The organism is Flagellimonas sp. 389, assembly GCF_018449435.1.
In the GTDB taxonomy this organism is placed as follows: Bacteria; Bacteroidota; Bacteroidia; order Flavobacteriales; family Flavobacteriaceae; genus Flagellimonas.
The window spans coordinates 1-24,495 of record NZ_JAHCMU010000005.1; the positions used below are offsets into that span (position 1 = coordinate 1).

The 24,495-nt window shown below is 37.5% G+C and carries 18 protein-coding genes; 10 read left to right on the forward strand and 8 right to left on the reverse strand.

Annotated features, from left to right (window positions below; genetic code table 11):
* Positions 1 to 182 precede the first annotated feature (182 nt).
* The 3 genes from KIM67_RS05575 to KIM67_RS05585 form a co-directional block, all read right to left on the reverse strand.
* Complete coding sequence (locus tag KIM67_RS05575; RefSeq protein ID WP_213830364.1) at positions 183 to 2,165, reverse strand: putative porin; 1,983 nt, start codon at positions 2,163 to 2,165, stop codon at positions 183 to 185.
* Positions 2,166 to 2,299: 134 nt separating this feature from the next.
* Positions 2,300 to 3,781 carry a RagB/SusD family nutrient uptake outer membrane protein gene (locus tag KIM67_RS05580; RefSeq protein WP_313788426.1) on the reverse strand — a complete coding sequence of 494 codons (1,482 nt, stop codon included), beginning with the start codon at positions 3,779 to 3,781 and terminating at the stop codon, positions 2,300 to 2,302.
* Positions 3,782 to 3,792: 11 nt separating this feature from the next.
* Complete coding sequence (locus tag KIM67_RS05585) at positions 3,793 to 7,092, reverse strand: SusC/RagA family TonB-linked outer membrane protein (RefSeq protein WP_213830366.1); 3,300 nt, start codon at positions 7,090 to 7,092, stop codon at positions 3,793 to 3,795.
* A 218-nt stretch (positions 7,093 to 7,310) separates the two neighbouring features.
* Here KIM67_RS05585 and KIM67_RS05590 point away from each other — a divergent pair, with 218 nt between their 5' ends.
* The 4 genes from KIM67_RS05590 to KIM67_RS05605 all read left to right on the forward strand — a co-directional run bounded on the left by KIM67_RS05590 (position 7,311) and on the right by KIM67_RS05605 (position 12,722).
* Positions 7,311 to 7,907 carry a ribonuclease HII gene (locus tag KIM67_RS05590; RefSeq protein WP_213830367.1) on the forward strand — a complete coding sequence of 199 codons (597 nt, stop codon included), beginning with the start codon at positions 7,311 to 7,313 and terminating at the stop codon, positions 7,905 to 7,907.
* Between the two features lie 29 nt (positions 7,908 to 7,936).
* Positions 7,937 to 10,396, forward strand: coding sequence for a ribonuclease HII (locus tag KIM67_RS05595; protein ID WP_213830368.1), 2,460 nt, complete (start codon positions 7,937 to 7,939; stop codon positions 10,394 to 10,396).
* Positions 10,397 to 10,691: 295 nt separating this feature from the next.
* Positions 10,692 to 12,008, forward strand: coding sequence for an OmpA family protein (locus KIM67_RS05600; RefSeq protein ID WP_213830369.1), 1,317 nt, complete (start codon positions 10,692 to 10,694; stop codon positions 12,006 to 12,008).
* A gap of 15 nt (positions 12,009 to 12,023) precedes the next feature.
* Positions 12,024 to 12,722, forward strand: a complete 699-nt coding sequence (locus KIM67_RS05605) for a hypothetical protein (protein WP_213830370.1) — start codon at positions 12,024 to 12,026, stop codon at positions 12,720 to 12,722.
* A 32-nt stretch (positions 12,723 to 12,754) separates the two neighbouring features.
* On the opposite strand, the gene lipB is transcribed toward KIM67_RS05605, so the two are convergent.
* The 3 genes from lipB to KIM67_RS05620 are packed head-to-tail and all read right to left on the reverse strand — an operon-like array spanning position 12,755 to position 14,410.
* On the reverse strand, positions 12,755 to 13,471 hold the full coding sequence (gene lipB, locus KIM67_RS05610; RefSeq protein ID WP_213830371.1) for a lipoyl(octanoyl) transferase LipB: 717 nt from the start codon (positions 13,469 to 13,471) through the stop codon (positions 12,755 to 12,757).
* Positions 13,472 to 13,503: 32 nt separating this feature from the next.
* On the reverse strand, positions 13,504 to 14,244 hold the full coding sequence (locus KIM67_RS05615; protein WP_213830372.1) for a hypothetical protein: 741 nt from the start codon (positions 14,242 to 14,244) through the stop codon (positions 13,504 to 13,506).
* A 10-nt stretch (positions 14,245 to 14,254) separates the two neighbouring features.
* On the reverse strand, positions 14,255 to 14,410 hold the full coding sequence (locus KIM67_RS05620; protein ID WP_082433465.1) for a YqaE/Pmp3 family membrane protein: 156 nt from the start codon (positions 14,408 to 14,410) through the stop codon (positions 14,255 to 14,257).
* A gap of 92 nt (positions 14,411 to 14,502) precedes the next feature.
* On the opposite strand from KIM67_RS05620, the gene KIM67_RS05625 reads away from it, so the two are divergent.
* The 4 genes from KIM67_RS05625 to KIM67_RS05640 all read left to right on the forward strand — a co-directional run bounded on the left by KIM67_RS05625 (position 14,503) and on the right by KIM67_RS05640 (position 19,764).
* Positions 14,503 to 15,552, forward strand: a complete 1,050-nt coding sequence (locus tag KIM67_RS05625) for a response regulator transcription factor (RefSeq protein ID WP_213830373.1) — start codon at positions 14,503 to 14,505, stop codon at positions 15,550 to 15,552.
* 99 nt (positions 15,553 to 15,651) lie between these two features.
* Positions 15,652 to 16,209 (forward strand): thioredoxin family protein, encoded by a 558-nt coding sequence (locus KIM67_RS05630; RefSeq protein ID WP_213830374.1) that lies wholly within the window; start codon positions 15,652 to 15,654, stop codon positions 16,207 to 16,209.
* A gap of 49 nt (positions 16,210 to 16,258) precedes the next feature.
* Positions 16,259 to 17,950 carry a lysine--tRNA ligase gene (gene lysS / locus KIM67_RS05635; RefSeq protein WP_213830375.1) on the forward strand — a complete coding sequence of 564 codons (1,692 nt, stop codon included), beginning with the start codon at positions 16,259 to 16,261 and terminating at the stop codon, positions 17,948 to 17,950.
* A gap of 383 nt (positions 17,951 to 18,333) precedes the next feature.
* Positions 18,334 to 19,764: a DASS family sodium-coupled anion symporter gene (locus KIM67_RS05640; protein WP_213830376.1), complete on the forward strand. Its 1,431-nt coding sequence runs from the start codon at positions 18,334 to 18,336 to the stop codon at positions 19,762 to 19,764.
* A gap of 63 nt (positions 19,765 to 19,827) precedes the next feature.
* Here KIM67_RS05640 and KIM67_RS05645 read toward each other — a convergent pair whose 3' ends face one another.
* Together KIM67_RS05645 and KIM67_RS05650 are read right to left on the reverse strand one after the other, a co-directional pair.
* Positions 19,828 to 20,130, reverse strand: a complete 303-nt coding sequence (locus KIM67_RS05645) for a hypothetical protein (RefSeq protein WP_213830377.1) — start codon at positions 20,128 to 20,130, stop codon at positions 19,828 to 19,830.
* 355 nt (positions 20,131 to 20,485) lie between these two features.
* The gene (locus KIM67_RS05650) at positions 20,486 to 21,220 is read right to left on the reverse strand and encodes a hypothetical protein (protein ID WP_213830378.1); all 735 of its coding nucleotides are present in this window, start codon (positions 21,218 to 21,220) and stop codon (positions 20,486 to 20,488) included.
* 268 nt (positions 21,221 to 21,488) lie between these two features.
* On the opposite strand from KIM67_RS05650, the gene KIM67_RS05655 reads away from it, so the two are divergent.
* The gene (locus KIM67_RS05655) at positions 21,489 to 23,984 is read left to right on the forward strand and encodes a zinc-dependent metalloprotease (RefSeq protein WP_213830379.1); all 2,496 of its coding nucleotides are present in this window, start codon (positions 21,489 to 21,491) and stop codon (positions 23,982 to 23,984) included.
* Positions 23,985 to 24,255: 271 nt separating this feature from the next.
* Positions 24,256 to 24,444 (forward strand): hypothetical protein, encoded by a 189-nt coding sequence (locus KIM67_RS05660; RefSeq protein WP_213830380.1) that lies wholly within the window; start codon positions 24,256 to 24,258, stop codon positions 24,442 to 24,444.
* Positions 24,445 to 24,495 lie beyond the last annotated feature (51 nt).

Sequence of the window (24,495 nt, forward strand, 5' to 3'; positions counted from 1 at the left end):
ACCCCGCATAAGAACTATACAATCCCTCTCTCAAACGCCTGCCTTATCAGCTAAGCGGGTGCAAATATAGAAAGGTTATTTTATCTCCGCAAGTAGATTTCGTTTAATTTTCAATAAAAAAACATGATGAAAATATAACATGCTGTTTTTCAGCATTAAATTATTTTGATGTTACAAAAACTTTAAGAAAAGAAATTCCAAACCAGTCCAAATCGTATAACGAAGTCACGATATGGATAGTTGGGCGCAGCATAAAAATTAGGCTCTGAGAACGAGGAATTGAAATGTTCAGCTTTAAGATAAATCCTTGTCTGTCTAACTTTGGCATTTATGAAAAAGTCCAACATAGGGAATCCACCAAACTCCTCTCTATTCTGTATGTAAAACTCACCCAACAAAGGGTTATAAGCATTCATATTATAGGATGTAAAGTATTTTAATGTAACTCCTGTCTGTAAAAACATTGCTTTTTTAAATGCGTCTGTAGAAAAGTAAAGTGTATTTCTGGTTACAACCTGCGGTACATTAAGAATCTGTTCGTCTTGGGTTACATCTTGATATAAAATGGTATTGGCAAGCGCCCAGCCTCTCCACTTAAATTCCTTGAAATATTTTACGCGCAAATGATTTATTGTAGAACTTTCTTGAAATGGCCTTACAAAAGCTGTTTCTTGATTATTATCAAACTGTTCTTGAGTAGCTATAGACTCAAAATAAGCAAGATTATCTATCGCACTATATTCGGCTTGTATTTTCCCAAATAGATTTGAATCAAACCCAAAGCTTATACTCTGTATTTGTTGTTTTTCAAAATTATCCACATTCTGCCAATTAAAGTTTTCATAATCGCTTTGGTAAAGCAAATAATTAAAATTGGGCATTCGTGAAGACACATTAATGGAGCCAAAAAGCAAATTATGCTCATTTAATTCATAATCCACAGAGGCATTGAAAGAATTACCTCCAAGCACTCCTGAAATATTATAATTTATATCACCTCTTAATTTTAGAGGCCCAAAACTTTTAAAATATTCACCTCCTACCGCTATTTCCTCTCCTTGAAGTTGATTTGGTATAGTACCAGAGTCCGTAACCAATATACTATTGAAGAAATAGTTATAATTATAGAGGCTAAGACTCCCTGTTAAATTCCCTAAGATATTATTGGAAAACTCTGCTGACACTTTATTGAACATTGTTTTTAATCTTGCCCTATCATCAATTGGCACTGAAAAAGGATTTTGACCAAAAGCATCTGTTTGTTCGGTTTGTGTGAACTGATATAATTTAGACTCATAATTGAATTCATGTCCTATTAAAAGACTTGTGGGATTATTATCCAAGGAATCTTTCTTTATATTGAACAATCTTAGTTGATGGTCCAAATAATAACGCCTTCCCAGAACTCTATTATTCGCATTTGTGTATAAAACATCTATTCTAAATCTATCCTGAAAGTCCGGAGTACCACCTTCAAACTGTGAACGATTTTCTAATCCCCCATTTTCTTCCGCCTCAATGTCCTGCATTGTAATATGCCCTCGCAAGTTATATACATTATCCTTTGTGGCATAATTAACAGTTGTTCTAAAATTACCTGATTGGGTCTGACTAAAAAGATATTTACCGGTAGACCTGAATCCTTTATATGCAATTGAAGCATTGAATCTTTTATTGATATTGAATGCCAATAATGCATCCAACAGTTGACCTTGCTCCAAAGTCGTCTTGAACATAAGTTCTGTCATTGGTGTTGGAACATTGTAATACGCAATGTCCTCAACCTCCATGTAATTACAATGCTTTGCCAATGCACCTAATTGGGGATAAAATGAATTGTTTGAAAAAATTCTTCCCAAAGCATTATACGGTTGACCTATATTGGCAAAAGGCATTAATTCAAAATCATCTTTTCGGAGATAATTGTATTTATACTCTTTTTTGATGGTTAACGTTGTATCTAAAGAGGTAGTATCTCTTGCATATGAGATTATTTTGTAATCTAAAATTGAAATGGAATCAACCTTTTTTTCCTCTTTACTATTTAGCGTCTTGGGCTTAGGTGGCGCTATTGAATCTGTGTTCTTGATGGGAGGCAAAGAATCTTGTTGTGCAAAAATGGAAGGACCAACTAAGAATAGAAGGAATAAATATAAAAATCTCATTACCTGTTATTGGTAAGGCAAAGGTATATTTTTTGTTTTTAAAGAAATGTGAAAGTTTTTGAAAACAAAAACTTTCAAAAAATAAAGAGCCATCTTGATAGACGGCTCTTTAAAAATATTATTATATAAAATTACTACTCATTCTGAGTATTGATAAATGGATTATTTTGAATCTCCAATTGTGGTATTTCAAAAGTTAATCTTTCATCGTTATGCTCGATTGGAATACCCACAAAAGACAAGTGGTTAGGACCTCTAACTATTGTAGCCTGATTTCTTTTCATCGCCAAATAACTCTTACCTTCTCCCCATAGCTCTATTCTGGTTTGCAAATAGATTTCATCCAACAAATCTTGCCCTGCTAAACCATCTACATATGAAGTATCGGGGATACGTAAATTCAACAACTCTTTTAATCTTTCACGTGCACCTGCTTCGTTACCTGATTTTGCCAATGCTTCAGCATTTAACAGATACATTTCAGCAACTCGCATGTATATGTAATCTGTTTCAATAAAACGCTGCCCACCAATTACTCTGTTAGGGTCATAAAACTTATTAAGCGGAAGCAAAAAACGATCTTCAGGATCATCATTAAATTGAGCTTTTCGCGCATCATCAGCGGGAATAGCATCATATAAATCTTGATCAATCGCCTTATAATCTCCTGCCCATGCATAACTAAACGTAAAAGAATCCATTTGTCCCCACCATGAAACTAGATTGAGACCAATTTCAGAGGTTAAATCAATACCCCACATCCATCCAGGTGTATTGACATTATTAAATCCTCCAACAACTTCCTCAGCAGTCATCAAAGGAAAGGCACCACCATCAATAACTGCCCCTGTAAGTGAAGCAACTTCAGTCCAACTATCTCTTTTGGATCCTAAGACATAAGCTAATAAACCTCGTGCAACGTCTTGATTAATCTCATTTTTGGCACTACGACCGAATCCTTCAAGCAAAGAAATGGCAGAAGTCAAATCATTCTCCATTAAATCATAAATTACACTTGTTGCAACCTTTGGCCCATTTATATCCTCTACATCATCATAGAGTGGTAAAATTTCCGCAGAAGGATTGTAATCATTGGCAAAGTACTGGGTCAAATAAAAATAAGAGTGCGCTCTGATAGCCAATGCTTGACCTAACTGAAATCTATTATCTTCTAATTCTGGAACAGCGTCACTACCACCAAGGGCACTAATAGCAGAATTAGCAGAACGTACAATCCGAAAATAATATCTCCAAACCTGTCTGTTATCAGCAAAAGTAAAATCCTGAGGACCTTGAAACTGTGTTATACTTGCCCTATACCATCCAAACACACTTTGGGACAAAGCCATATCACCAGACAACATATCACCAAATATATCGTTCCCTTTCTGTCCAAAATCATCATCCCCGGTTGTACCGCCTGTTTCTATCTGAATCATCAAAGAATAAATACCTGCTATTGTACCAGCAACTATACCTGGGTTGGTGACTGCTGCATCATTTATCTGGTTCTGAGTTATAAATTCAGAGGGCTCTCGATCTAAGAAGTCATCTTCACAGCCAAATGTTAATAAAATCACGGCTATGATCGTACTTATGTGAAACTTGTTTTTCATTTTCATTTTTTTTAAAATTTAACATTAACACCCATTGTCACTGTACTCAATGGCGCGTATAAACGTCGTCCTGTATTACCCGTTTCAGAAGTCGTAGGGTTGAAACCATCTCGCTTACTTCCAATAAAGAGGTTGTCTCCAGAAACCCATACATTAATATTCTTTACACCAGTATTACTTAAGAGCTGTGAAGGCACTTGATATCCTAATCGAACGTTGTTCAGAGCTATAAAATCAGACTTTATCAACCATCTTGTAGATTGACCGCCCTGTTGTGGGTCGAATCCATTAGAAAGACGAGGCACATCGGTGATATCGCCTGGTCGTTGCCACCTTCTACGTATGTCTGTATGAAAATTATTGGCCGCTATCCCAAAACGGTCATTCATTAGTTCGGAATATTGAGCATCATATGCATAACCACCAAACTGATATGTAAATTGTGCTGCAAGGCTAAAGTTCTTGTAGGTACCTGCCAACCTAAATGCACCTCTTAATGTAGGAATAGCAGATTTATCAACATACTTAAGAGTGGCCTGTGCAAACTCACTAGTTGTTTGACTAGCAACATTTGCATCAGGATTATCATTTAAATATTGAGCCAAGTTATCAATAGATTCCTCTCCATCATCTAAACTTCCGTTACCATTACCGTCATTAAAGTACTGATTCCATAAACTGACACCAGTGTCAGGATCAACTCCAGCATACTCTCTCAAGAAGAAATCGAATATAGATCTTCCTTGAGAATACCCAAAAAATGGGGCGGAGGTATCAATGATTCGAGGCTCACCAGTTGATGGCTCAATAGGCATGGTAGTAATCTCGTTATTTACATGTTCACCATTTATGGTCAAATCCAAACTTGCATTCTCTGTTTTTATCAAGTGCCCTATAACGCTGAATTCCAGACCTGTATTTCGCAGAACACCATCATTAACCGTAATTGAAGATATCCCCTGTGAAGAGCCTACCCTTCTGTTAAAGAAGAGATTCTCCGTATTTTTTATATAGTAATCGACATTAACATCAACAAATCTATTCAAAGAAAGTTCTACACCCGTCTGAAACATTTGCGATTCTTCCCAAGTCAAATCTGGATTTCCATTAAGCCTTTCCGAGATAGACAAACCATCGTTCAAATTATTTACATTAAAAGTATCTGAAGATTGGAAGAAATCGATACCTTCCTGATCGCCCAAAACCCCATAGGACGCTTTTAGCTTTAAATAAGAAAACAAGTTGCTATTTTCCAAAAAGCTTTCATTACTAGCTATCCAAGAACCACCTAAAGACCAAAAAACGCCCCACTTATCATTAAGGAATCTTGAAGAACCATCGGTTCTCACAGAACCCGAAAAGAAGTACGTACCATTGTAATTATAGTTAAACTGAGAAAAGTAAGACTCTAATGTAGCACCTTCACTAAATCCCCCAGGTTGTCCTTGAGTTACCGCAAAGTTATCCAACTCTAATAAGCCTGGCACTGCTACATCTCGCTTATTACCACTGCTTCTGTCGCGGTTGTAATCATTACTCTCATGCGCTATCAATGCATCGAAATTATGGTTTCCAAAGCTTTTATTATAACGAAGCAATTGTAAAAAGTTAGTCGTTATGTCCTGCTGCTCCCTCTGAAACAATGTTCCTCCCTGTTGAACTGCAGTTCCATAAAATGGATTTCCATAGCTCTTTTGAATATCGTTTGCGAATTGTAATCCATAACGCGTTTCAAATACCAACCCTTCTGCAATTTGAATCTCCGCGGAGAAATTACCTATAATATCATGCCTGGTACTTCCTAAAAAATCGTAGCGAGCAGATGCAATCGGATTCAATAAGTTTGCGTTGTTTCTACTTCTGAAACCCGATGGAGAACCAAAATCATATTGGAAACCTCCAAAAATTGGATCGGGAACTAGGTTGAAATCATTATCACGTAAAAATACCGGAAATATAGGTGGATTTTTATCGGCGAATTCAAAGAGATTCTCCGAACCGACCGTTTGACCATTATTCTGATTTTCAGAGTAAGAATATGTGATATTTGACCCTACTTTCAACCAATCCTTAATTTGGGATGTCAAGTTTAAACGCGTATTATAACGTTCAAAACCTGTATTAAGCGCATATCCATTGTCATCCAAAAAACCAGCTGACACATAGTAGCTCGTTTTCTCGTTTCCACCGCTCATACGAATATTTCCTTCCGTTCTAATAGCAGCTTGAAAACTTAAATCCGCAAATCTTTCTGGTGTATACCTTCTAGTTACGCCAGGGCGTACTGCTCTAGTATCTGGATCTATCAATTCAGATGTTGAATTCACATTCCATAAATTGTAGCCAGGATCAATTCCAGCTCCAGCATCAAAAAGGTTAGCATTGGCATAAGCTAGAGGATCATCAATACTAGGGTCACCTAACCCCTCACCAAACAAACCCTCCCAAGCGTATACAATATATTCTTCTGGAGACTGTATCACATCATAACGGGGAATAAGCTGTGTATTAAAACCAGTTTTGAAGTCAACTTCAATAGTTGCATCCCCCGACCTACCTTTTTTGGTAGTAATCACAATAACTCCATTAGCACCTCTTGACCCGTAAATAGCAGTTGCTGTAGCATCCTTAAGAACGGTAACACTTGCAATGTCTTGAGGGTTTATGGAATTCAACGGGCTTATTGTATTTGCAAAGTCTTGCTCATCGTTATCGTTACCTATATCACTATTAGGAACACGTGGAACTGTAAATGGAACACCATCCACAACATAAAGTGGATTTCTATTTCCATTGACCGACCCATAACCACGAATACGAATCGTAGACGCATTACCAGGCTGTCCAGAGGTATTGACAACTGATAAACCAGCCACCTCACCAGTTAAAGCCTGAGCAATATTCGGATTAGATTTTGCATCAAGATTTTCAGCTTCCACAACCGCTGCCGTACCGACGAACGATTTTTTGGTTGTAGTACCATAACCCACAACGACAACTTCATCCAGAGCCTGAGCGTCTTCCTCCATCTGAATATTGATACTAGAAGAAGAACCAACCGTTCTGTTCACGGTCCTTTGTCCCAAGTAAGTAAAACGAAGTACCTGGCCCTCACTTGCAGAAATTGTGTAGTTACCGTCAAAATCGGTTTGTGTACCGGAAGTTGTACCCACCACGACAACCGATACACCTGGAAGAGGCAAGCCGTTTTCATCGGATACGTTACCGGTAATTGCTTTCTCTTGTCCGAAAGAGAAACTCATGCATAGCACCAATAATGGTGTCAGCATCAAAGTTAACTTTGATCTCATTTAATTGAATTTTTGAATTAGTCAGCGGTAAAAATCTTAATAAAAACTTAATATTCCAAAAAATACATTGGGTTGAAGGGGTTAAATGTTAAAATTGTACCAAAAATTACGATATTTTTTTTTCGTAGGTATTTTCTTTGAAAAAAAGTTACCATTTTAACCATTTTACCTAATTACACATCAATTTTTATGAATAAAATGCAATACCGCTAGAAATCATGCTCCAAAGTTTACTAAAATTCGAGAATGAAGCTGGTACTGATGAGGCTGGTAGGGGGTGCTTGGCCGGACCTGTCACAGCAGGTGCAATCATATTACCAAAAGACTTTGTGAACGATATTCTTAATGATTCGAAACAAGTATCCGCAATAAAAAGGGATTATTTAAAATCAGTTTTAGAAAAAGAAGCCGTTACTTTTTCGGTATCCCATGTTTTTGAAGATGAAATAGACAAGATAAACATCTTGAACGCTTCCATACTCGCTATGCATAAAGCAATAGATGGACTTTCACAGACCCCGAGCTTTATTTTAGTAGATGGCAATCGTTTTAAACCATATCGCTCTGTTGGACATGAATGTGTTATTAAAGGGGACAGTAAGTTTATGAGCATTGCAGCAGCATCTATATTAGCAAAAACATATCGGGATAAATATATGAACACTATTCATGAGGAATACCCAATGTATAATTGGAAAAAAAATAAAGGCTATCCTACAAAAGAGCATAGAGATGCTATACGAAAGTATGGATTGACCAAATATCATAGAAAAAGCTTCAGGCAACTTCCCGAACAATTTACATTGGACATTTAAAAATCCTAAATTTGTTTGAAACTTTGAAAATGAAACCCCAATTACTCTTCCTTATAGTAACGCTATTTTTCATTTCCTGTAAAACCGAAGTAAAAACTTCAGATTCTTTATTGAGCTATCTCCCTTCCGATTCACAATTAATTCTAAAAATCAATAACCTTTCCAACTTTAAAAGCGAACTCAAAAACAGTACCTTTTTAAAAGAAACAAGTGGTTTTCCCATACATGAAAAGATTAAGGACAAATTGAATCAATTAACCCACGTTACAACAGATGAGACTTGTGTGCTTGCTTTCTATGAAATAGGAAAAGAAAATTATGAGTTTGTATTGATTTCAAAAAAGCGTGAAAATCTCTTCAATTTGGAAGGTGTAGCCAATAAGACTATCGAAACCTTAAACTACGAAGGAAGAACCATCATCGAATATAGTTTTGAAGATTCCAAGGTGTTTGGAACGGAAGAAAATGGCCTTACCATACTCAGTTCTTCAAAAATGCTTGCTGAAAATATGGTGCGTGCTGGATTTGACTACACCATTGACGATACTCTGACAAAGTTATACGAGACCTCCAGCCCAGAAAAATCGGCAAGTGTGTTTCTCAACTTAAACGGAACCTCTTCCTTTATTACAACTTTTAAAAAGGAAGAGGACAAGAAAAAACCTCCTTTCTCAGATTGGATGTCATTGGATTTTTCCGCAAATTCCGATAACATTCATCTTAATGGCATCGGAATTTCTTCAGATTCAACAAAAAGCTTCATCAATCTGTTTAAGGGCACAAAGCCCTTGACCAATAAGACTCCTTTAATAGCTCCGCTGAATGCCAAGGCAATCCTTTCTTATAGTTTTGATGATTATCAAGTTTTTGCAAAGAACCAAAACACCTATTTGGATAGGACAAAACGTGTAGATTCTCTTTTCAATACCATAGAGGAAGTTGGAATTATCTATTTGAGCGGTAAAAAAATTGTGTTGTTGAATTCTTTTGGGGCAGAAAGTCTTTCCGAGTTCCTAAGCACAAATAAAACATCTTCTTCTACATATCAAGGTAGCGAAATTATGGCATTACGAAATACCAGCTTTCTGGAAGAGGGGTTTAATCCGTTATTGCCTGGATTTACATCCAATTTCTGTGCAATCTTGGAAAATACGTTTCTCTTCGCCGAGGAAAAGGGAGCAATGCAAGCTGTTATCAGTAGCTATAAGAGTTCGTCTTCCTTTAATGATGCACCGTTCTACAAGACAGCAGTTTCAACATTGGCGAGCGAATCCACAATACTGTTCGTATCCAACGATTCGGGAATTAACGACTTGGCCAAAAATGATTTGAATCCCGATATTGCCAAGGCCATCGACAAAGCTTCGTTTGAAAACTACTCTTTTGCAACTCAAGTGGTTTCCGACAACAATTTTGCACACATTAATCTTCTGGCTTCCAAAGTGGGAAAAACCAAAGCTGCTAAAACAGTAAGTCCTTTATTTACGCTGGAACTGGAAACCGATTTGGCAAATATCCCTCAATTTGTGAAAAACCACAGAACCAACAAACAGGAAATTGTAGTACAAGACCAAAATAATTTTCTGTATCTCATCTCCACAGATGGAAAGGTATTGTGGAAAAAACAACTAGATGGTAGGATTCAAGGTGACATTAAACAAGTGGACATCTATAAAAACGGTCGTTTGCAATTGGCCTTTTGTACAAGTAACCAATTCTTCATCCTAGACCGTAATGGTGAAATCGTTCCTCCTTTCAACAAAACTTTTGAAGGAGGTAATTTAAACGAACTTGCTGTCTTTGACTATGAAGGAAAAAAGGATTACAGATTTGTGGTTACACAAGGAGAAAAAGTGTTCATGTACAATAATAAAGCCAATATAGTCGATGGTTTTACGTATACAAAAGCCCAAAGCCCTATAATCAAAGCTCCCAAACATTTTAGGATTTCCAATAGAGATTATTTGGTTTTTCAATTAGAAGATAAAAGTCTCAAAATTCTGCACCGAGCTGGTGGGGAACGCCTAAAAATATCTCAAAAAATAGATTTTTCCGATAACGAGACCTTTTTGTACAAAAACAAGTTTTCCATAACCAATAAAAAGGGCGTGCTCCATCAAATAGATACCAAAGGAAAGTTGACCAGTACTGATTTTAATCTTAACAAAGACCATGGAATGTATGCTACAAGCAATACGTTGGTTTTCATGGATGATAATGTTTTGAGCATTAGGGGCAAAAAAGTGGAACTGGAACTTGGCGTATACACCAAACCAAAAATCTTTTATATCTACGATAAGATTTATGTTGGTGTTACCGATATCCAGAACCAGAAAATATACCTATTCGATAGCCAAGCAGTGTCCATTCCCAATTTTCCCGTTTATGGAAGCTCCCTTATCGATTTAACAGATATGGACAATGACAAGAAACTGGAAATCGTTGCTAAAGATCAGGAGAATTCTATCATTGTCTATGGAATGAATTAACCGCATATTGAACTCGCCTTGAGTTAATCTTTTACCTGCTATTTTTACATTTTATGGTCTAATCTTATCTTTTTCTCCCACCGTAGCTAAGGCTATGCTGCTCAAAAAAGCTTTCATTAGACCACTAAAGCCAAAAATCTCGGTTCCAAACATTTAACTCAAGGCGAGTTCATTTACTGCAACTTGTACATTTATTAAAACAAGATATACATCTTAAGATGCTTTAATTACCCAATTTTGTAGTTTTCTAGGAATTACAATACCTTGATAACAAAATATCTAAACACTTTTAAAAATGAAAACCTCCTTTTTAAGCAAAATCGTTATGGCTTTTGCCATGACGTTATGCCTTAATGCAAATGCTCAATTTTTTAAAAAACTGGCAAAAAAAGCCGAAAGAGCTGCTGAACGAACTGTTGAAAGACGGGTAGAACAAGAAAGCGCTAAAAAAACCGACCAAGCATTGGACAGTGTTTTGGGCGATGGGTCAGGAAATCAGAAAGCCCCTAGAACACCACAGGATAACCAAGAGAACCCTACTTCGACCTCTGGCAACAATCAAAACTCAACGAATACATCAATAGAATCTTCCAGTGGAGGGCCAAAAACAATAGAGGTATATAGCAAGTTTGATTTTGTTCCTGGGGACAAGCAACTGTTTTTTGATGATTTTGCCAATGACTTTATTGGCGATTTCCCTTCAAAATGGAATACCGATGGCAGTGGAGAGGTTGTAAAAATAAGCACTGAGGATGGAAAATGGTTCGAAATGAAACCCAGTTCATACTATATTCCCGATGTTCCCACATTACCGCAAGATTATACTATAGAATTTGATCTTTTGGCCAATGGCCTCGACAAACAAACTTCGTCCCAGGCCATATTACACTTTATTTTGGATGAGAGCGACAAATTCGGTTACGGCAGGAACGCTATTTATGCCTATCTCCCATTTTGCCAATACGTTCCTATAGGCATACGAATTTGGAACAATATTGATGGCAAAAACACCGTGAACAATACAGTTACTGCAGATATCAGAAAAGATGTCTTACAGAAAGTCCATATATCCGTAGCAGTAAATGGAAAACGCTTCAGGCTTTGGGTGAATGAAAATAAATATATCGATGTTCCAAGATTGGTATCCGAAGGAAAGATAACCACATTAAAGTTTGAGCCCAGGGGATTCAAAGATGGCAAAGAACGCCTGTTCATTTCAAATTTAAAAGTAGCAGAAGGTGGAATGGACCTTAGAAGAAAGTTAATATCCGAAGGAAAAATCTCTACCAACGGAATATTGTTCGAATCTGGTTCGGCAAATATCCAGCCGCAGTCTATGGGTATCATCCGACAAGTATCCCAAGTGCTGCAACAAGAGGAAGGTATGACCTTAAAAATAGTGGGGCATACCGATTCCGATGGTTCAGATGAAAACAACCTCTCACTATCCAGAAAAAGGGCAGAAGCCGTTAAAAATGCACTTGTGTCCGTTTATGGAATTTCTTCGAACAGACTACTTTTTGAAGGCAAAGGAGAATCTGAACCCGTTGGCGATAACAATACCGTTGATGGAAAGGCACAGAACAGACGCGTAGAATTCATAAAACAATAACCTGAACCAAAAAGCATGAGAATCAAGACCATTTTAAGCGCTTTAGCGTTTTGTAGCTGTTATTTCCTTATAGCTCAGAACAATTGCAGTACGTTCTACCCTATGGAAGAAGGGACATCGTACCAATATACCATTTACAATAAGAAAGACAAGATTGAAGGCACAACGGATTACACGGTTTCTAAAGTTAGTACCTCGGGCGATGAGACCTATGCAACAATGCAACTTAGATTCGAGGACAATAAGGGCAAAAATGTATTCGAATCAGATTACAACATTACCTGTACGGGTGATGGGGTACGAATCGATTATGAGAGTCTTTTTCCTTCACAATTACAACAACAATACAAGGATATGGGAATGGAAATGGATATCACGGGAACAGACGTGCAGATACCGAACAATCTTGCAGTAGGTCAGACCTTAGAGGATTCGAACGTAAATGTTAGTATGGATATGGGCGGTATGAAAATGAAAATCAATGTTGAAATGACGGATAGAAAGGTCGAGGCAAAAGAATCCGTTACCACCTCTGCTGGCAGTTTTGATTGTTTCCTTATTACCGAGAAGGGAAAATCAAAAGTAATGATGGCTAACCAAGAAATGGACAATAAAATATGGTTGGCTGAAGGGGTAGGAATGGTAAAACAAGAATCTTACGGTAAAAATGGAAAGCTCTTAAGTAGAATGGAATTGATCAAATATTCCAAGTAGCCTAAAAAGTGTAGCTATATGAAAACCTCGGTTTACGCCGGGGTTTTCTCTTTTAGGAGGTTAGCTTCAAAAAGAACTTCAAAGTGACGCAGTAATTTTTGTTGCACTTCTTCCATATCAACTTGAGGCATTCCCAACTCCACATTTAAGGATGTGACCGCCTTGTCTTTTATTCCGCAGGGTATCATCATATCAAAATATCCTAAATCCGCATTAACGTTCAAGGCAAAACCGTGCATGGTGACCCATCTACTGGCACGTACGCCCATAGCACATATTTTTCGGGCAAATGGCGTTCCAACATCCAACCAAACCCCTGTTTCTCCTTCAGAACGTTCCGCCTTTAGACCATATTCAGCCAAGGTCAAAACAACCATTTCTTCCAATAATCGTAAATACTTGTGGATATCGGTGAAGAAATTATCTAAATCCAGAATGGGGTATCCTACTATTTGTCCGGGACCATGATATGTAATGTCCCCTCCCCTATTGATTTTATAAAAAGTAGCGCCTTTTTCTTTTAATTGCTCTTCATCAATAAGCAAATTGGACATATCTCCACTTTTACCAAGCGTATATACATGCGGGTGCTCCACAAAAAGGAAGTGATTTGGAGTCTCATCTTGTGTCCCCGTTCTTCTGTTCTTAATCTTAAGGTCTACTATGTTTTGAAACAGTTCTTCTTGATAATCCCAAGTTTCTTTGTAATCCTTAAATCCTAAATCCCGAAGAATTACGTTCTTATTCATCTTGCAAAGATACAAAGACCTTTATCTGTAAACTAGTTTTCTAACTCGACCTCTACATCCAAAACCGAAGGGTCTTTCATGAGGTCCATAAAGCCAACTTCGTAAAACATGGTCTTCCCATCTGCACTGAAAGTAGCACTTTCCACATTTGTAGATTTTACTTTTCGTGGAAAATGGTATTTTAACGTGTAGGTAGAACCCGATAAAAACATTTCGGCACTTTGAAGACTATCCACACTTTTTTGAAAAAGCTCCTCATCTATAATTTTGGCCTTTCGCGAAAAAGTGTTCTTCGAAAATGTATAGTTTACCTCGGTAGTAGCTTCCTGCCCACCCATGGGAGAAGTTTTTTCTTGTCCAGGGTTAGGTCCAAGTGCACTTGCACCCTGAAAGGCGTTGAAGGCATCATTTACCTCGCTTACATCCTTGAACTCACTGAATAAATCAAACTTCATCAACTTTTCCTCAGCATTCATGACCATGTGCATACTAAAAGGTTCCAGTTTTTTCAGTTTTGCTTGTTCTTCGGGGGATAATGTTGCTATGCTATCTCTTTTTTCCTTTAAAAAATCCTTGAACGAAAATGTGGAATCTACAGCTTTTTCTTTGCTCTTCATCATTTCTTCCCCTGCCATTTCCATAAGTTCCGACCCATCAAAATTAATGGACAACTTTCCAGACCCATCTTCTTTAAGATGGATTTCCTCCGTAAAATTGCATGACGAAACTAGGGCAATAGTTATGGCCCAACCTAGAATTTGGATTTTTTTCATGTGATTGTATTTAGTTCGTGTTATTAAGTATGACAAGAGCTCCGATAATGCCGGGAACCCAACCGCAAAGGGTTAAAAGTAATACAATAACAAAAGAACCACAACCTTTTCCGATGACTGACAAGGGTGGGAAAATAATGGCTAATAAAACTCTCCAGAAACTCATTGGTTTGATTTTGATTGATGATACTTATAGGTAGCTCAATTACGGGATTTGTTACATAAAAACCATTAAATTTAAACCCTACAAACAGTATTATGCGGATTTCCATCCTTTTCTTAATTGTTCTGACTTCGTATTCATTAACGGGACAGTATAACTTTTCGGGAACCGTGTCAAAAGAAAATACTGGAAAAACAATCTATCTTTCACTAGTTGAAGATTACAGAAAGTCTTCCCGAATCTATTTGGAGCAGATAGTTCGGAAAGCCACTATCGATTCAACTGGTTTTTTTCAGTTTAAGGGAAATAATCTACTTGATAGCAACCGTATCTATAGAATTCACTTTGATGATTGTTTGGACAATACAGATTCACACCATTATTTAGGGCAGTGTAGCAGCTCGGAAAGCGTTCTTTTTGTGGCCAATAATAGTGATACCGTGGAATTCCCAACGTCTTTTGAGGACCAAGCGCTTTGTACAATTATGGCCACCAACCCTAAAGCATCGATGCTTTTAGAAGTGGAAAATCTAAAAGAAGAAATGATTTTTGATTTTACGAATTACGTCAGTGAAACCAACAAAAAACTTAACTTAAAAAAATGGTTTCAGGTACTCCATGACTTTGGAGCAGAGGTTAAAGAACCTTTGGTAGAGCTTTACATTTATGATTTTCTTTCAGACAAAAAAAACGAAACCTATTCCTACTACTTGCGGGATATTTTAAAAAACGATTACTACAAAAATTTGTCGGAACGGTTAAAAGCAGCGTACCCCAACACAAGTTTTACACAACAATATGAAGCTGAAATAACTACAGATGAACAATTGGCAAGTTTTAATAACCCCAAAACTTGGAACTGGACATGGATACTTTCAATACTATTCGCCTTATCCTTGTGCCTAAATTTGTATTTATTGATTTCAAAAAAGACAAAGGCCAAGACAAAGGCCAAAATGCTAGTGGAAAAACTAACCCCGCAAGAGGAAAAAATAGTACAACAGATTTTACAGGATAAGAGCAACAAAGAAATTGCTGCAGAACTTTTCGTAAGCCATAGTACCATTAAAACTCATATCAATAATCTGTACAAAAAATTGGAAGTTTCTTCACGCCACGAGATTGTGGTACTCTTCAAAAAATAAAATTTCCACCTAGGGTCTAGTCCTTATTTCCAACTGCTAGACCGTCTTCCGCTTTTGATTTTATGCAATTTTCGCTTTCGAATTTTAAACAGAAAAATCATGAAATCATCTTTTTTTACATTGCTCTTTATTTCTATCTCGTTTTCCTATTCTCAAGAATTCAATAAGGAAATCACTACAGAAAAAGGCAAAAAGTTTTTGGTTGGAAAAATTAATTTAGAAGGATTGGATTCCCAACCATACCAGGCGTGGTTCAATCAAGGTTATGATTCCTATACCGTAGATAAGGACTTGGTCAACATGTTCAAAAAACCACTTGCAAAGCATGAGATTAAATTATTTCTGGGAACATGGTGCGGTGATAGTAAAAGAGAAGTGCCGAGAATCATCAAAATCTTAAAGACCGCTAAATTCCCTATGGAAAAATTGGAAATTGTCGCATTGGATAGACGAAAAGAACACTACAAGAAAAGCCCGACTGGCGAGGAAAAAGGGCTTGGCATTATAAAAGTACCCACCATGATTTTCTTTAAAGGTGGAAAAGAGGTCAATAGAATTGTAGAAAGTCCTATCGAATCTTTAGAAGAGGATATGGTGCAAATCGTAAAGAAAAAACCTTACGTACCAAATTACGCTACATTAAGTACTTCCAACTAAGGAATTAAAGCGCAAAAGTGTAATTTTGCGCTTTAATTTTTTATAGACTATGCAACTATCGGAACAGGAAATCGTTCGAAGGGAGAAATTATCCAAACTCAGGGAACTAGGAATAAACCCTTACCCCGCAGCATTATATCCAGTTGATGCCACTTCCAAAAGTATCAAAGATGCTTATGAAGAAGGAAAAAAAGTAGTGATTTCCGGTAGGTTAATGTCTAGAAGAATACAAGGAAAAGCTTCTTTTGCAGAGCTTCAGGATAGTGAAGGTCGCATACAGGTTTATTTCAACAGAGATGAAATTTGCACGGGCGAAGATAAAACGCAATACAACGAGGTCTACAAAAAACTGCTGGATATTGGAGATATCATAGGTATTGAAGGAGAATTGTTCACCACCCAGGTAGGCGAAAAAACGGTAATGGTAAAAGCCTTTAGTCTGCTCAGCAAGGCGTTACGCCCATTGCCCCTTCCTAAGGTTGATGCTGATGGAAATGTGTACGATGAATTCAATGACCCAGAATTGCGCTATCGCCAACGCTATGTTGATTTAGTGGTAAATCCGTCCGTAAAGGAAACTTTCATCAAGCGAACGAAAATTACCAACAGTATCCGTGAGTTTTATAACGATAGAGGGTATCTTGAAGTAGAGACGCCTATATTACAGCCCATTCCTGGTGGAGCTGCCGCAAGACCTTTTTTAACGCACCATAACGCACTGAACATCCCTTTGTACCTGCGTATTGCCAATGAGCTATACCTAAAACGTTTGATCGTAGGTGGATTTGATGGAGTCTATGAGTTTTCCAAGGACTTTAGGAATGAAGGAATGGACCGCACCCACAATCCAGAGTTTACCGTAATGGAACTCTACGTAGCTTATAAAGACTACAATTGGATGATGGATACTACGGAACAGCTTTTGGAAAAAATTGCATTGGATGCAAACGGAAGCACAAAACTCACCGTAGGCGATAATGAAATAGAATTTAAGGCACCTTATGCCAGAGTTCCTATTTTAGAGGCTATCAAGATACATACAGGGTATGATGTTGCAGGGATGGGCGAGGAAGAGCTTCGCGAAGTCGCTAAAAAACTGTCCATTGAAGTTGATGAGACAATGGGTGTGGGCAAGCTTATTGATGAAATATTTGGAGAAAAGTGCGAACACCGCTATGTGCAGCCCACTTTTATTACCGACTATCCAAAAGAAATGAGTCCGCTCACCAAGGAACATCGCGATAACCCAGCGTTGACCGAACGTTTTGAACTCATGGTCAACGGTAAAGAATTGGCAAATTGCTACTCGGAGCTCAATGACCCCATTGATCAAAGAGAACGTTTTGAAGAACAATTACGCCTTTCTGAAAAGGGTGATGATGAAGCGATGTTCATTGACCAAGATTTTATAAGAGCTCTGGAATATGGTATGCCACCAACCTCGGGAATAGGTATCGGCATTGACCGCTTGGTAATGCTAATGACCAATAATTCCTCCATTCAGGAAGTACTGTTCTTCCCGCAAATGCGCCCAGAGAAAAAAGCAATTGCTCTTAGTGATGAAGAAAAGGTAATCATGGACTTGTTGAAGCAAGTTGAAGAAATGCCTTTAGCTGAATTGAAACAAAAAGCTGGGCTCAGTGGCAAAAAATGGGACAAGAGCACCAAAAACCTATCAAAACTTGGTGTTTTTGCCGTTGAAAAACGCGATGATGGGCTTTTTGCAAAAAAGTTGAGTTAAAACAGATTAACTCCGCCACCTTATAAAGAATTATTGCATCGAACTCATTTAAACTTTTTCCATTGGCAAAAAAGTTTCTGATCGTCCGTAATCATTCATAAAATTAATCGTCACCCTGAATTCATTTCAGGGTCCCATCACAAAATATTGATCTGCAACTGTTATGTGATGCTGAAACAATTTCAGCATGACGACAAAACTATATCATGACAAAAAATGGGCATTCATTAAAAGTTTAAATGAGTTCATCATCATAATTTCAATCATATAGTTTTTTGCTGTAAATACTTTTGAATCCGTCTTTAATGAAAATTTATGCAATCGATTGCGCAACTATTTTTAAGTCTTCATTATCTTTAGAACTTTGAATACTAAAGACCAACATGGAAAAATCAAAAATTGCCGGGCTCATTCTTGGCCCAATTGTATTTCTCGCTTTAAATAATCTGCCTTTTCATCTTGTTTCCGAACAAGGCGACCCCGTTATCTCGGTAGCAGTCTGGATGTTGATTTGGTGGATTACCGAAGCAGTTTCCATATCCGTAACGGCACTTCTACCGTTATTGCTTTTCCCTTTGCTAAAAATCCTGCCGATTGCTGAAGTAGGTGCCAACTACGGAAGCCCTATTGTTTTTCTATTTTTTGGTGGATTTGTAATGGCATTGGCATTGGAAAAGGTAAATCTTCACAAGCGAATTGCTCTGAACATCATAAAACTGACCGGAACAACTCCAAACAAAGTTATTTTGGGATTTATGATAGCCACAGCCTCTCTGAGTATGTGGATCAGTAATACAGCAAGTACTGTGGTCATGCTCCCTATCGCAATTTCTGTAATCAACTTGTTGATCAACGATGAAGACGGGTTTACAAAAAATGACCAAAATTTTGCCCTAAGTGTGATGTTGGGCATTGCTTTTTCTGCAAATGCAGGTGGTATCGCAACTGTTATCGGTACACCACCAAATTCGGTCTTGATAGGATTATTGGAAAATGAATACAATACCGAAATCTCTTTCTTAAAATGGATGACTCTTGGACTTCCATTTTCCATAGTAATGATTGGCATAAGCTACCTTGTACTGGTAAAATGGATGTTCCCCAACAGGGATTTAAAGTTTAGTGCATCAAAAGAAGTCATTCATATTGAGCTCCAAAAGTTAGGGCCTACCTCTGGGAAAGAGAAGTTAGTACTAGCCATTTTTGCGGTAACGGTTTCCCTTTGGATTTTTAGAACCTTAATCAATAGTATTTTTCCAAATTTGGGACTTACCGATACTATGATCAGTATTTTTGCGGCAATTTCCCTGTTTGCAATTCCATACAACTTAAGGAAGGGTGACTTTTTGATTCAGTGGAAAGACACTTCAAAATTAGCATGGGGCATTTTAATCCTATTCGGCGGTGGACTGGCGTTGGCAAAGGGGATGTCATCAAGTGGAATAGTTGATATGGTGGCGGTTGCTATTGCAAATAGCGAAATAAGTATAATCCTAACCGCATCTTTATTAATTCTGCTAATGTTGTTTATGACCGAACTTATGAGCAATGTGGCACTTGTAGCCGTGTTGGCTCCCGTTGTTGCAGGTATAGCCATTGGATTGGAAATTCCCATACTTTATTTGCTCATTCCGGTAACTATAGCAAGTAGCTGCGCATTTATGCTGCCTATGGCCACCCCGCCCAATGCAATAGTTTTTGCCAGCGGTTACGTAAAAGTACCGCAAATGGCGAGAGTTGGTATCGTTTTGAACCTTATTGCCGTTGGCTTGTTGATTTTAGTATTTCAATTTGTGGTTCCGTTCCTTTTTTAACGAACAAGCCCTCCTAATTGGAGGGCTCATCAAACTAACTAACTCAAAAAATAAAAAACTAACTTATTTTGTATAGGCATCAAAATCTTCCGGTAAAAAAATAAGGGTTTCAAAACCTAATTCAATTTCATCACAATCATCGATATAATTAACTGTTTCTATTGAATATTCATTACTGTAGGCATCGAATCCTTCAGGTAGATATATAGAAGTATCAAAACCTAAATCATAGTCCTGATCTTCTTCTATAAATACAACTTTGTTTATATCAAATTCTTCAACCAATGCATTCGATTTCATGGCTTGAAGCGAGATTGACATAAAGACGATCATTACTGCGGTCAATGTAAAAGTCTGGTATTTCATAACTGCTGTTTTTAAATATATAGCAAAGATAAAACCCCTAAAATTCAAGATTATTATATTTAGATTTTCATTAACTAATGCTAATAAAACAGGTTAGAAGAGTATTATCAGTACTTATTTCAAATCATTGACAAAGTGTTAATTTAACGTCTTGAAGCCTACCAAATAATCAGCTTTAAGTTGGTTTTCTTGCCATTTACACTTGGTCGATTTTATTGTTATTATTTTGTTAACTGCAACTCGTCGATACATTTATAGAAATAAAAAATAAGCCCCATATAAAAAGCCCTCCGAAGAGGGCTTTTTCTTTGACTGACTAAATCAAAAGTTCGTAAAATGAAATCTAACATCTTACTTAGTTGACCTCCATGTGGGGATCAAAGTTTTTTGGTAGATACGCAGTAGTATCAAAACCCAGATCAATTGCCTCATCCTCTATAAAATTGATGGATGCAATTCCAATCGTATCCGTATAGGCATTAAATCCCTCTGGTAAAGAATAATAGCTGTCCAAACCTAGTTCTAGATCAACTTCATCCTCTATGTATTCAATAGTGCTCAAGTCCACATACGCTTCGTACGGTGAGAATCTTGCAGGAAGATAATTTGCAGTATCAAAACCTAACTCTAAATCCTCGTCTTCGATGTAGTTGATGGAATGTACGTCCACTACCGCTGTATAAGCATCAAATCCTTCTGGTAAATACGCACTGGTCGAGAAATCCAGATGTAATTCGTTTTCGTCTTCGATGTATATAAGGGAATTCAAATCAAAATAAGTTTCGTAGGGGTCAAAGCCCTCGGGAAGATAATCGGAGGTATTAAAACCTAAATCCAAATCCGATTCTTCTTCTACAAACTCAATTTCGTTTAAATTTAATTGAAAGGATTCCTCATTTATAGCACTATAAAATCTGGAAGTTTCACTGTTTGCCTCAGCATTGATGGTCAATACCGTAAAATTGTTCTCAAACGTACCAACAGTTTCAGTTTTAGTTTCTACAACAGTTGCTGCCGTACTTTGTTGGTCTTCTGCTACGGTGGGACTACCTAATAGTGCACATCCGTAAATCATTAATAACTTGTTCATTTTTGATTGAATTTTTTGATTGATGTAATATGCTTATAAGACTGTGCAAATTTTAAATTGTTACAGCTTTTTTATTTTTTTTCAAAAATTATGATTCCCCACGAACCCAGCTATAGGTACACTTTCAACGAAAACTAGCAGTAAAATCCAATACTCCCAAAGGTTGGCGTATGTGACAAAAAAAAAGAGAGTTAATATTTATTTAACACTCTTTTTTATCCTTTTTTAAGTTCTTTGGATGCATTCATCATATCAAACTAACACCAAAATGATTCAAAAACTACTTCCAAAAGTCTTACTTCTTATTTTCTTAATGGGTTCTTTTCAAACTGTAGAAGCCCAACTTTTTAAAAAGAAACAGAAAAAAACAGAGAAAAAAGCAGAGGACAAACCAAAAAAGGGAGCTATTCAACCTTATAATAAGGTAATCACCAAAGATGCAAAAACTGACGAAGGCCTTTTTAAGGTACATCAAGTTGAGGACAAACATTATTACGAGATTCCGGATTCGCTTCTAAATAGAGAAATGCTTATGGTAAGCCGTATCTCAAAAACGGCAACTGGAATCGGTTTTGGTGGTGGAAAAATAAATACCAAAGTGCTTCGATGGGAAAAAAAACCAAAAAAGGTACTGCTAAGAGTTGTGTCTTACGAAAACTATGCTGCGGACTCCTTGCCCGTGCACGAAGCGGTTGTAAATTCCAATTTTGAACCTGTACTGTTCGCTTTCGATATTAAGGCCTTTAAGAAAGATTCCTTAAATCCAGCTACCGTAATCGAAGTTGACCCATTATTCACCAAAGATGTCAACGCCCTCGGTATGCCCGACGGTATTCGAAAAAGATATAAGGTAAGTCGTTTGGATAGTGACCGTAGCTATATTGAGTCCCTAAAGAGTTATCCATTAAATATTGAAGCTCGGCACGTAAAAACATATGTTGCCAAAGAACCGCCCAGCAACCAGAGCATGGGTTCCATTTCCATAGAAATCAATAATTCTATGATTTTATTGCCAGAAGAGCCAATGAAGCGAAGGTATTTTGATGAACGTGTAGGGTGGTTCGCCAGAGGACAAGTGGATTATGGATTGGATGCACAGGAGAGTAAAACTGTTCGTTATCTAGACCGATGGCGATTAGAGGTTAAAGAAGAGGACATAGAAAAGTACAAAGCTGGTGAGTTGGTCGAGCCAAAAAAGCCTATTATATATTATGTAGACCGTGCCACGCCAAAAAAATGGATTCCATTTATTAAACAAGGTATAGAAGATTGGCAAGTAGCTTTTGAAGCTGCTGGATTTAAAAATGCCATTCTTGCCAAAGACCCACCAACCTTAGAGGAAGACCCAGAATGGTCTCCTGAAGATGTACGGTATTCCGTTGTGCGATATTTGGCTTCACCAATACCAAATGCCAATGGCCCGCATGTTAGCGACCCACGAAGCGGTGAAATTTTAGAGTCTGACATTAATTGGTACCATAACGTAATGACGCTATTGCGCAACTGGTACTTTGTTCAGACTGCGGCCATTAATCCCGAAGCACAAAAAGTAGCTTTTAAAGATGAAATCATGGGAAGACTGATTCGTTTTGTATCTGCCCACGAAGTAGGTCATACTTTAGGACTTCCGCACAACATGGGAAGTAGTGTTGCCTATTCTGTGGATTCTTTACGTTCTAAAGAATTTACCCAGAAATATGGTACGGCACCATCTATTATGGACTATGCAAGGTTCAACTACGTGGCGCAACCGGGCGATGAAGGTGTAGCACTGATGCCCAATATTGGTATTTATGACAAATACGCTATTCGTTGGGGTTACAAACCTATTCTAGATGTTTCGGCGGTAGATGAGAAACCAATATTGAACCAATGGATAAGAGCGCACGAAAATGACCCAATGTATCGTTTTGGCCATCAACAAGTAGGAGATATCCATGATCCTAGCTCCCAAACGGAAGATTTAGGTGATGATGCTATAAAGGCAAGTCTTTACGGGATAGCAAACCTTAAACGTATTGTACCAAAATTAAAAGAATGGACAACGGAAGACGGAAAGAACTACGATGATTTGGAGACTTTGTATGGTCAGGTAGTTGGACAGTACAGAAGATATATGGGACATGTGTCCAATAATATTGGTGGTGTTTATGAATATCATAAAACCGCTGATCAAGAAGGTGCAGTATATACACATGTAGCTAAAGAGCATCAAAAGAATTGTATGGATTTTCTTCAGGAAGAACTCTTTGCGACTCCTGAGTGGTTGATTGACCAAGAGATTTTTAACAAGATTCAATATTCAGGCTCTATCGAAAGAATTCGCTCGGTACAGGAACGTTACTTAAACACTGTGCTCCATCTGGGCAAAATGGCACGCCTTATAGAAAACGAAGCTATAAACGGTAATGAAGCATATACCCTGTTGGACATGATGGGCGATCTACGAAAAGGTATCTGGTCAGAAACCAGAAACGGAAAATCCATTGACACGTATAGAAGAAACTTACAAAAAGCTCATATTGACCGCTTACACTATTTAATGACAGCAGAAAACCAAAAGAAGCTATCGGATTTTGGGGGGTATCGTAAATCTACGGCCGTCAACACAAGCCAATCTGATATACGCTCTGTTTCACGTGCTGAACTCAATAACCTAAAAAGGGATATCAGAAATGGTCTAAACCAAATCTCAGATAGAATGAGTAGATATCATCTTCAGGATGCTTTGGAACGCATCGACTTAATCTTGGACCCAAAATAGAAATCCTTGACCCAAAAGTTCTGGGTGTAATAAGTATCCGTTTCTTAAAATACATGAATCAGCCCCACTTAAAAAGTGGGGCTGATTCATCATTTATATACACTGATTCCATCCCAAATTATCGTTAAACCTGACTTTTTGGGGAGACTGTGTATTTTGTCGGATACACCATGTTTTTCAATTTGTAGACATCTTAAAAGGGTGGTTTTACAACATATCACCAATACCAAGGAATGATTTCTGTACTTTAGTAATCCCAAATTTTAGTATTATGACCTACAGAATCAAAAGTCTTATCTATTTGTCCTGTTTTATAATTGTCGCTATTCTTTACTACGACATGGAACAGGAAGAAGCGTTTCAAGATAAAATTTCCACTGAACAAATGGCAGGAAATGAATTTGAAGACGATCAAAAATCTGGAAAACTTCAGGACGAGGTATCAAACCTACCCCAGTAATACAAATTACCCCTACTATTCTTAAGAGTTTCATAAATGTGATGTTTGACA